General features: G+C 33.6%; 12 protein-coding genes and 1 pseudogene. 9 read left to right on the top strand and 4 right to left on the bottom strand.

Annotated elements, in window-relative coordinates; genetic code table 11:
- Together BG20_RS01140 and BG20_RS01135 are read right to left on the bottom strand one after the other, a co-directional pair.
- Nucleotides 1-488 (bottom strand): annotated as a pseudogene (locus BG20_RS01140) (cell division protein FtsZ); the annotation flags it as partial.
- 111 nt (nt 489-599) lie between these two features.
- Nucleotides 600-1,220, bottom strand: a complete 621-nt coding sequence (locus tag BG20_RS01135) for a Snf7 family protein (protein ID WP_007401777.1) — start codon at nt 1,218-1,220, stop codon at nt 600-602.
- A 119-nt stretch (nt 1,221-1,339) separates the two neighbouring features.
- Here BG20_RS01135 and BG20_RS01130 point away from each other — a divergent pair, with 119 nt between their 5' ends.
- From BG20_RS01130 to BG20_RS01110, 7 genes are all read left to right on the top strand, one after another.
- Nucleotides 1,340-1,903 carry a deoxycytidylate deaminase gene (locus BG20_RS01130; protein ID WP_007401778.1) on the top strand — a complete coding sequence of 188 codons (564 nt, stop codon included), beginning with the start codon at nt 1,340-1,342 and terminating at the stop codon, nt 1,901-1,903.
- A gap of 8 nt (nt 1,904-1,911) precedes the next feature.
- Nucleotides 1,912-2,163 carry a hypothetical protein gene (locus BG20_RS12930; protein WP_238527431.1) on the top strand — a complete coding sequence of 84 codons (252 nt, stop codon included), beginning with the start codon at nt 1,912-1,914 and terminating at the stop codon, nt 2,161-2,163.
- Between the two features lies 1 nt (nt 2,164).
- Complete coding sequence (locus BG20_RS01125; protein WP_238527430.1) at nt 2,165-4,183, top strand: DNA-directed DNA polymerase I; 2,019 nt, start codon at nt 2,165-2,167, stop codon at nt 4,181-4,183.
- Nucleotides 4,173-4,472 (top strand): hypothetical protein, encoded by a 300-nt coding sequence (locus BG20_RS12925; RefSeq protein WP_238527429.1) that lies wholly within the window; start codon nt 4,173-4,175, stop codon nt 4,470-4,472. Before BG20_RS01125 ends, BG20_RS12925 begins: the two co-directional genes overlap by 11 nt.
- A gap of 9 nt (nt 4,473-4,481) precedes the next feature.
- Complete coding sequence (locus BG20_RS01120) at nt 4,482-4,769, top strand: SemiSWEET family sugar transporter (RefSeq protein WP_007401780.1); 288 nt, start codon at nt 4,482-4,484, stop codon at nt 4,767-4,769.
- Between the two features lie 69 nt (nt 4,770-4,838).
- On the top strand, nt 4,839-5,495 hold the full coding sequence (tpiA, locus tag BG20_RS01115) for a triose-phosphate isomerase (protein ID WP_010189807.1): 657 nt from the start codon (nt 4,839-4,841) through the stop codon (nt 5,493-5,495).
- A gap of 176 nt (nt 5,496-5,671) precedes the next feature.
- Entirely contained in the window at nt 5,672-6,100 is a 429-nt protein-coding gene (locus BG20_RS01110) for a hypothetical protein (protein ID WP_007401782.1), read from the top strand.
- A 65-nt stretch (nt 6,101-6,165) separates the two neighbouring features.
- Here the strand turns inward: BG20_RS01110 and BG20_RS11770 are convergent, their stop codons facing one another.
- Nucleotides 6,166-6,336 (bottom strand): CDGSH iron-sulfur domain-containing protein, encoded by a 171-nt coding sequence (locus BG20_RS11770; RefSeq protein ID WP_010189805.1) that lies wholly within the window; start codon nt 6,334-6,336, stop codon nt 6,166-6,168.
- Between the two features lie 123 nt (nt 6,337-6,459).
- Between BG20_RS11770 and BG20_RS12570 the strand changes: the two genes are divergently transcribed.
- Nucleotides 6,460-6,597, top strand: coding sequence for a hypothetical protein (locus tag BG20_RS12570; protein WP_010189803.1), 138 nt, complete (start codon nt 6,460-6,462; stop codon nt 6,595-6,597).
- A gap of 20 nt (nt 6,598-6,617) precedes the next feature.
- Here BG20_RS12570 and BG20_RS01100 read toward each other — a convergent pair whose 3' ends face one another.
- Nucleotides 6,618-7,085, bottom strand: a complete 468-nt coding sequence (locus BG20_RS01100; protein ID WP_010189801.1) for a VOC family protein — start codon at nt 7,083-7,085, stop codon at nt 6,618-6,620.
- A gap of 135 nt (nt 7,086-7,220) precedes the next feature.
- On the opposite strand from BG20_RS01100, the gene ppdK reads away from it, so the two are divergent.
- On the top strand, nt 7,221-9,911 hold a 2,691-nt coding region (ppdK, locus tag BG20_RS01095), incomplete at its 3' end, for a pyruvate, phosphate dikinase (protein ID WP_010189799.1).

Here is a 9,911-nt window from a genome sequence, read left to right as displayed (position 1 = left end):
GAACTTCCAGTTCCACCACCCATAGCAAATGGAACAACATATCCCCTTACAGGTTCTGGAGAAATTGCAGATAATTGTTTTTTAATATCAACTTTAGTCTTCATTTCTTCTAAAAATCGCGTCTTCCCTTCTGCCCAGTTTCTTGCAGCCCCTCCGGCACCATGAATTACATGTTGATCACGTAATGCAAAAAGATCAGGGTATGATTGTAAGATAAGATTAGCAGCTCGAGGATCCAAATCAACAAGTAATGCTCGAGGGATTAGTGGGATGTCATTACCGCCATAAGAAGGAGCAAATCTCAAAATTGTACTGCCATATCTCTTTAGAACTCGTGATTCATCTTTTGCATTTAATGTTGGTTTTAGAGGGTCAGCCCCAACATCAAGTAAAAGACGTCTATAAGATTCAGCTCCAAGACCAATACCACAATGACCAAAACAGATCATCAAAACAGGTGCTGGGGGGAGTGGAGCTAATTTTGACATAACAATGCTTAACCTAACACCATAGGATGTTGCTCATTAATAAGAGAGTAGAAGAAATTATACTAATCATATCACATTTTGAATGTCTTGAGATTATTGATGATTGATTACCTATTGTAACCCAATAGAATTGGATGAAGAGATACCCGTAGGAATTGATGGGAACTTGTCACCAACACGTGTTCCAGCTACTGCTGCTGCTTCTTTGAGTATGTTTTCAGTTTCTTCGTTGGAAACAGTATCAGAACCAAAGCTTCCTTCAAAGGAACTAGAGACAGAGTCATTAAGAATTCCAAACAAGGATTCAAACTCACGGCTTACCTCAGGCATTATTTTTCCTAGTGCCGGTTTTAATGCATTCATTGTTGCCATTATTGGTCCTAAAGAAGACATTGCATCACCTAAATCAGACACTGTAGATAATCTAAGATTTACTTGTTCTAAAGAAACTTTCATGGTGGTTAGAATTTTTTTATTCTTTCTTAATTCAGCTAGCTCGTTTGCAAGAACTTTTCCAGTTGTTATATCATGGCTTTTTTTTGCCATTACAATTCGATTAAATAGTTTAGCATCCTTTTCATTTAGAGTTTTTACTTTGTAATCAAGTGAAGAAACGGTTCGATTTAATTGTACGAGAGAACTCTGAATTCTTGGTTTTAGTGGAGCCTCTTTTTTTAATCCACGAAGATGGTCTGAGATTCCTTTTGATTGAGGATTATTCCAGTTTGTCATTTTGATTCTAGTATAAATTATAAAACAAGATCATAATTACATGAGTTTAAGATATTACACAAAAGAGATAGTTTGTCTACATTTTGACAATTAGAAACAGAAAATCGTGCGAGAAAAGCATGAATCAATATATTGAACAGTTAGGCATGATTTGTGTGAGCAAGTCATTTGAGAGGCCAAATTGGGATGAGTACTTTATGCTCCAAGCCGAGCTTGCAAAACTACGCTCAAATTGCATGACTAGACAAGTAGGGGCAGTAATTGTTCGCAAAAACAGGCAATTAGCAACAGGGTATAATGGAACGCCTCCAGGAATCAAAAATTGTTTTGAGGGAGGGTGTAGACGATGTCAGCTAAGAATGGAGGGAAAGATAGAGTCAGGGGCATCACTTGATAGATGTCTTTGCAATCATGCTGAAGCTAACGCAATAATGCATTGTGCAATTTTAGGAATTGAAGCTGGAATAGCAGGGGCAATATTATACACGACATTTGTCCCATGTTTGGAGTGTACTAAAATGGCAATCACAATTGGAATTAAAAAATTTGTATGTCTTGATTCTTATCCAGAAACTGATTTTGAGTTACTAAAGGAAGCAGGGGTAGAAGTTGTTCAAATGGATAAAAACAAAATTACCAAATGGGCAAAAGAACTAGTAAGTGAGTACGAAAAATCGGTCTAAGTGATCACATGCAAGTTAACGTCAAAGAAACAGAAAAAATCACATCAATGCCACCATCAATGTTAGTATCTGCAACATATGATAACATTACAAGAACGGCAGTGTTAAAATTCTATGAGCCCATATCACAAAAATTAATTTTATGGAATGATGAAACAGGACACAAACCATATTGTTATTCCAGATTAGCACCAGATGAATTAGACTTTTCTACAAGAAAGAGACGATATTTTAGAAATCAAATCAGTAAAGAGACATGATTTGATTAAAGATGAAGAAGTAAACCTATCTAAAATTACAGTTGCAGATCCACTTACAATTGGTGGAACAACAGGAGACAAGAGCATTAGAAACATAATTGAGACTTGGGAATCAGATATCAAATATTATGAAAATTATCTTTATGACAGATCATTAATTGTTGGAAAATATTATGAAATCATTGACGGAAAAATAAAACCACATGATCTAGAAATATCAGATGAAGTAAAGCTTGCCTTGAAAAGTTTGTTGTGGGATAAAGTAGATAGTGAGAATATGGTTGACCCAAAAGAATTCAAAGAATTGATTTCAGATTGGGCAGATTTGCTAAATCAGCCAATTCCAAGAATCAAAAGATTGAGTGTAGACATAGAAGTTGAGGCTGAAATTGGAAGAATTCCAGACCCAAAGGTTGCAGAAAAAAAAGTTACTGCAATTGGGCTAAAAGGAACAAATGATTTTGATCAGATTTTTGTGTTAAAAACAGAAGGCACTGATGAAGGAACAAACGAACTTGGAAAAAATATCAAAATTGTGTTTTATGATCAAGATAAAGAAAAAGAGATGATTTTAGATGCATTTAAAATAATTGAAGAATTTCCTTTTGTCGTAACATACAACGGAGATGAATTTGATTTGCCATATCTGTATAATAGGGCAGAGCGACTTGGAATAAAAAAAGAAGAAAACCCACTATATATGATGAAAGACTCTGCAACACTAAAGCAAGGAGTACATCTTGATTTGTATAGAACTTTATCCAATAGATCATTTCAGATCTATGCGTTTAGTCAAAAGTATACAGACTTTTCACTCAATAGTGTTTCAAAAGCACTCCTAAACAAAGAGAAGATAGACTATGGATTAGAATTTGATCAGCTTAGTCTGTATCAAACTGCAAACTATTGTTATAATGATGCGTTACTGACTTATGAGCTTACTAGTTTCAACAAGGATCTTTTGATGGATTTACTGGTAATTATATCCAGAATTGGAAGAATGCCAATTGACGATATTGCCAGAATGGGGGTATCTCAGTGGATTAGAAGTTTATTGTATTATGAACATAGACAACGAAATGCACTAATTCCAAAAAGAGAAGAGCTTGAAAAAAGATCAGAGGGAGTCACATCAGATGCAGTAATTAAAGATAAGAAATACAGAGGAGGATTAGTCATTGATCCAAAGGAAGGAATTCATTTTGATGTAGTGGTAATGGATTTTGCAAGTCTATATCCTAGTATAATCAAAGTCAGAAACATATCTTATGAAACGGTAAGATGTTCACACGAAGAATGTAAGAAAAATACCATACCACAAACAAATCACTGGGCATGTACCAAAAGAAACGGAATAACTGCAATAATCATTGGATCATTACGAGATTTGAGAGTGAATTATTACAAGAGTCTTTCAAAAAAAGAGACATTAACAGAAGATCAAAGACAACAATACACAGTAGTCAGTCAAGCACTTAAGGTAATTCTGAATGCCAGTTACGGAGTAATGGGTGCAGAAATATTTCCACTCTACTTTCTTCCAGCAGCTGAAGCAACAACTGCAATTGGCAGATTTACAATTTTAGAAACTATCAAAAAGTGTGAAGCGATTGGAATAGAAGTGTTGTATGGGGATACAGATTCATTATTTATCAAAAAGCCAACAGATCAACAGATTCACACGGTAATCGAGCAAGCAAAAAAAGATCATGGAGTTGATTTGGAGATTGACAAAGTTTACAGGTATTGTGTATTAAGTAATAGAAAGAAAAACTATCTCGGAGTTACAAAATCAGGGACAGTGGATGTAAAGGGGTTGACTGGAAAAAAATCACATACACCGCCATTTATCAGAAATTTATTTTATGAATTGCTTGATGTATTATCAAAAGTTCAAACAGTTGCAGATTTTGAGAATGCTAAAAAAGAAATCACAGATAAAATTGCAACATGTGCAAAAAAAAGTGGAATCAAAAGAGATACCGCTAAAAGATCTAACATTCAATGTCATGATCAGTAAAGCACCATCAGAATACGTCAAAACAGTTCCACAGCACATACGTGCAGCAAGATTACTTGAGTCAATCAGAGAAGTGAAAAAGGGTGATAAGATATCTTATGTTAAAATCATAAACAAACCAGGAGTAAAGCCATTAGAGATGGCAAAAAAAGAAGAGATCGATTCAAAAAAATACATGGAGTTTATGGAATCTACATTGGATCAAATTACATCATCAATGGATTTGGATTTTCAAACTATGTTGGGAAAACCAAAACAGACGGGATTAGACGAATTTTTTTGGAATTAGTGATTAATTGTGGAAATTGATGGAACTCTACTTACAATACTCGGAATAGCCGCAGGGGTTTTAATTTTGTCGGGTTGGGTAGACCAAATAATAAAAGGATACAAAACCAAGAGTCTCAAAGATGTTTCAAAATATCTAATGCTCTTTATTTCAGGGGGTTCCATTTTATGGTTAATTTATGGAATTATAGTTTCAGATGTATTTATCATAGGAACTAACATTGCAGCAATTGTTCTTATGATGATAGTTCTGTTTATGAAAAGAAGATATGAGAAATCATCAAAAATACATCAGTAAATCACACATCAAATAGATAATACCCAAAATTTCAATAGATTAAAAAATGAACATAGTTTCACAGCATACATGTTCATAATCAATTGTAAAAACTATGAAGAAATAGCTGGAAGTAAAATAATTGAATTTGTAAAAATTGTAGAAAAAATATCAAAAAAATATAAAATAAAAATTGCTATTGCGCCACCACAACATCTAATCGGACTAGTGGCAAACAGTACGATTCCAATTTTAGCACAGCACATAGATAATTCTAAAGTTGGAAGTACCACAGGATTCATAGTTCCAGAATTACTAAAAAAATCCAAAATAAGTGGTTCATTGATCAATCACAGTGAACATAGAATTTCAAGCGATGAAATATCTAAACTTGTTTCAAAATTACGAGAATTAAAAATGATATCAATAGTATGTGTAAAAGATGTTGCAGAAGCTAAAAAATATTCAAAACTTAATCCAGATTATATTGCAATAGAACCACCAGAGTTAATTGGTTCAGGAAAAGCAGTATCAAATGAAAAACCAGAGATCATAGTAAAAGCATCAAATGCCGTAAAGAGTTCAAAAAATAAAACAAAACTACTTTGTGGGGCAGGCATTGTTTCAGGACAAGATGTTGTAAAAGCATTAGAGCTAGGATCAAATGGAATTTTAGTTGCCAGCGGAATAATTAAAGCAAAAAATTGGACAAAAATTATCGAAGAGTTTACCAAAGCGATGATTTGAGAAAATTTAAGTCACCATTAAAAAAGTGATACATATTAAGAATCATATTAACTCAAATGCTTTTCAAAAATTAACTCATATTCAGAATCTAAAAAATAAGCCTAAAAACAGATACTTTTTCAAAATGAACAACCAACTACATACAACACACAACACTAATCAAAATAAACATAGCAATGAGCAATAAATTAATCACACAACACAAGGAATCTGAAAACAATTCAATTTCTGTTTGTGATTTGTTAAAAAACAATACAGTAAAAATAATCAGAAAATATGAAACTCAAACACCTATCTACGTTCAGATGTATTCAAATTATTATGATGAATATCTTCATTCACTTGAAGAAATTTTTGGGACATGTTATATTTCTGAAAAGAATTTTTTTGATAATCTTGGATTGGATGAAAAAACTTTGATTGCGGCAGATAAATTCTGGAATGACTTTACTGAAACCACCATATCAAATATTGATATTTACACAAATTTTAGAAAAACCCAATTTGACATGATGGTAACAGGAATGAAAACATTAAATGACTTTGTTCAAATGGGAATGGATTATTACGCAGAAATTCTATCTCATATTAATTATAAAAAATAAATAAAATCACCACAAACATTTCAAATTATAAACAAAATAAAAAGATAAGAAATGAGGGTTAAAATCTAAGATTCTATCTTTGCTTCATCAGCTTTGAAACTAATCTTTGCGTGTGAACCATCACAATGAGGTTTTTTGTTTGATACACCGCATCTGCACAATGCCGCAATTTTTGTGCCATCCACATTAACTATGCAAGGTCCGTCTTTCATAGCATGTATTATGACTTTTACCATAATTAGATAGTATTTCTAATCACTTAAGATTATCTCTTATTTTGTGTTAAATGAGACATATTCAATTAAAATAAAAATTAATTTTGAACAAACGTTTTTAATATAATCATAAAAATCAAATTTATGAAATTTTTCAACAAAGAAAAAATCATCGTAGAAACAAAATGTAGAGAATGTGGCATGGAGTTTTCAGAAACAGAACGTATGTTACGTCACATGATTAAAGCACATACAAAGAAAAAACCTAGTTGTAATTGTTGATCATAACCAAAAAAAGATAACTAATATTGTCCTTTCATAAATTCAATACCAGCTTTTTGTATTTCTTGCAAGCTCATGTCTTTTTTTCTAGTTGCAACAGTCCATCTATGACCAAAAGGATCTGAAAGAATTCCAAAACGATCACCCCAAAAACCATCCATCATAGGCATCAAAGATTTTGCACCAGATGAAATGGCCTTATTAAAAACAGAATCAGCGTCGTTAACATACAGGTATATCGCACCACTTGGTCCACCTGTAGATGTTGGTGACAAACATCCCATTTCAGGCATTTCATCACAAAGCATAAGTGCAGAATCGCCAATTCTTATTTCTGCATGCATGATTGATTTACCATCAGGTCCAGGAAATCTGTAAACCTCTTTTGCATCAAAGGCTTTTTTGTAAAATTCAATTGCTTCAGATGCACCATGTATGGTTAACGTAGGAGTAACAGTATGATATCCATCTGGGATCGGTTTTACCATAAAACTGATTTTGCGGGAATGGATTTATCGTTTTCTCCAGTTTTAATTTTAGACAAGTTCGAAATCACACTATCGCATATCATCTCAAGGCAATGCTTTAAAAACCCCTGATTTTGATTTGATATTCTAGATAAAATGAAACAAGTTTATTTTTATGATGAAGGAGATGGAAAAAACAAGAAACTCCTAGGTGGAAAAGGAGCAGGTCTTTGTGAGATGACCCGACTCAAATTACCAGTACCTCCAGGATTTACAATCACTACAGAAGTTTGTAAAGAATATTATCAGAATAACAAAAAATTACCAAAAACACTGATGCCTGAAGTTAAAAAAAATATTGCCAAGATTGAAAAAAGAACAGGTAAAAAATGGAATTCTAAAGAAAATCCTCTTTTAGTATCAGTTAGATCAGGTGCTGCAATATCTATGCCTGGAATGATGGACACCATATTGAATTTAGGATTAAATGATGAAACAGTAGAAGGATTAGCAAAAAAGAGCAACAACTCTAGATTTGCATGGGATTCTTACAGAAGATTTGTCCAATTATTTGGCAAAGTGGTTTTTGGTGTTGAAGATAAAAAATTTGACATGGTTTTAGAAAATGCAAAATTAAACCAAGCTGTTCAGGCAGATAGTGCATTAAATGAAAAATCTCTAAAGGCAGTAGTTTCAGAATACAAAAAAATATGTGAAAAACATACAGGAGTCGCATTTCCTTCAGATCCATTTGAACAATTAGAATTAGCAATTAAAGCAGTTTTTGGAAGTTGGATGGGGGAAAGAGCTGTTGTATATAGAGAAAGAAATAACATTACAAAGGACATTGCAGACGGTACTGCAGTAAACGTAGTTTCAATGGCATTTGGAAACATGGGAAATGATAGTGCTACAGGAGTGGTGTTTACCAGAAATCCAGGAGATGGAACAAGACACCTATTTGGTGAATATCTAGTAAATGCACAAGGCGAAGATGTTGTTGCAGGTGTTAGAACTGGAAAACCAGTTGACGATATGAAAATTGAGATGCCATCATCATACAAACAATTAGAAGAAACGTGTGAAAGATTAGAAAGGCATTACAAAGAACCACAAGACATAGAATTCACAATTGAACAAGGAAAATTCTACTTACTACAAACAAGAAATGCAAAGATGAACGCAGTTGGAATGGTAAAAACATCAGTGGATATGGTCAATGAAAAATTAATTGATAAAAACAGAGCACTGACTAGATTACAAGCAGAACAATTAGAACAGTTGTTACATAGAACTATTGATTCAAAATCAATTAAAAATTACACATTTCTAGTTAAAGGAATTGCAGCGTCACCTGGAGCTGCAAGTGGAATAGCAGTGTTAGATGTTAAAAGAGCAACAGCAATGGGGGAGAACGGAGCTAAAGTTATTTTAATTAGAGAAGAAACCAAACCGGAAGATGTTCCAGCATTCTTTGAATCAGTTGGAATTCTTACTAGCAGAGGTGGAAAAACATCACATGCCGCAGTGGTTGCAAGAGGAATGGGTAAACCATGCATAGTTGGATGTTCAGATTTGAGAATTGATTATGACAATAAACAATGCAGTGTTGATGGAAGAGTAGTACATGAAGGTGACGCAATTACTATAGACGGTAGTACTGGTTCAGTTTATCTTGGAGAGATTCCAACAATAGAACCTAAAATCACAGAAGACTTTAAAACAATTCTAGAATGGGCTCAAAAAGTGAAGCAAATAGGCATCAGAGCTAATGCAGACACGCCGGAAGGGGCAAGATTAGCAAGAGAGTTTGGAGGGCAAGGAATTGGACTCTGCAGAACAGAAAGAATGTTCAACGGAAGTGACAGAATTGGATTGTTTGTTGAAATGATAATGGCTGAAAATATTGAAGAGAGAAAAAAAGTATTGACAAAATTAGGAGAATTACAAAAAAGTGATTTCATTGAAATTCTAAAAGCAATGGAAGGATATGCTGTAACCATTAGATTATTAGATCCACCACTACATGAATTCTTACCAAATCCAGAGGAGTTGGCAGAAAAAATTCACAAGTTAGAACAGAAAAATGATACTAGTGAGTTGGAAAAAGCAAAGATTCTACTAAAGCGGGCAAGAGATTTAGCTGAAATTAATCCAATGATGGGACATAGAGGGGTCAGAGTTGGAATTACATATCCAGAAATTTATGAGATGCAGATTAGGGCAGTGTTTGAGGCAGCAGCAGAACTAGCCAAAAACAAAGTAGACGCACATCCACAAATAATGATTCCACAAATTAGCAGTATTGCAGAATTAAACCACATTAAAAAAATCTATGATGCTATCAAAAAAGAAATGGAGTTAAAACACAACATGAAATTAAAAATTAATTTTGGAACAATGATCGAAGTGGTCAGAGCTGCATTGACTGCAAACGAACTTGCAAATACGGCGGAATTCTTTAGTTTCGGTACAAATGATCTTACACAAGGAACATTTAGTTTCAGTCGAGAAGATGTAGAAGGAAAATTCTTGCCAGAATACATGGATAAAGAAATTTTAGAGAAAAATCCTTTCCAATCAATTGATGTAAATGGAGTTGGAAGTTTAATGAAAATTGGAATTACTGCCGGAAGAAGCATTAAACCAAATATGGAGATCGGAATTTGTGGTGAACATGGAGGAGATCCAAGTTCAATCAAATTTTGTCACAAAACAAACCTAAGTTATGTCAGTGCATCACCACATAGAATACCTATTGCGATAATTGCAGCAGCTCAGGCAGCAATAGAAAATCCAAAGAATTCATCAGGAGTGCTAAAACCAGTAAAGAAGGCAGCTAGAAAA

The sequence above is a fragment of the Candidatus Nitrosarchaeum limnium BG20 genome (assembly GCF_000241145.1).
Classification (GTDB): Archaea; Thermoproteota; Nitrososphaeria; order Nitrososphaerales; family Nitrosopumilaceae; genus Nitrosarchaeum; species Nitrosarchaeum limnae.
Note: the sequence above shows the minus strand (reverse complement) of the source record. Positions and strands in the feature narration are given on the sequence as shown.